Source organism: Alcanivorax sp. HI0044, assembly GCF_001634945.1.
The window spans coordinates 1-294 of sequence record NZ_LWEZ01000935.1 but is presented as its reverse complement, the minus strand read 5'-3'; the positions used below and the strand labels follow the sequence as shown (position 1 = coordinate 294).

At 55.1% G+C, this 294-nt stretch carries 1 pseudogene; it reads right to left on the bottom strand.

The window, feature by feature from the left end:
- Positions 1 to 90: 90 nt before the first annotated feature.
- Positions 91 to 294 (bottom strand): annotated as a pseudogene (locus A3730_RS31565) (SAM-dependent methyltransferase); the annotation flags it as partial.

Sequence of the window (294 nt, the reverse complement as noted above, 5' to 3'; positions counted from 1 at the left end):
GATAGACGCGGGTAAGACGATGTTGAACGCCGGTTTTTTTCATGCCTTGCTCGTTTTATGGCTATTCATGGTCGCTCGCGATAACAGCGCTCAATTCGCCACAGGCTTGGCGAAGCGGTAATGCGCAACGAACCACTCTTCGCCTCCACCATAGTTAAACAGCTCCGCACACGCCATGAAAAACATGCGCCAGCGTTGCAGCCAGATCTTGCCCTGGCCTTTACCGTAAATTTCATCCAGGAGCCGGGTCAGCGCGGCCTGCTTCTCATCGGCCAGTAGCAACCAGGCCTCCAG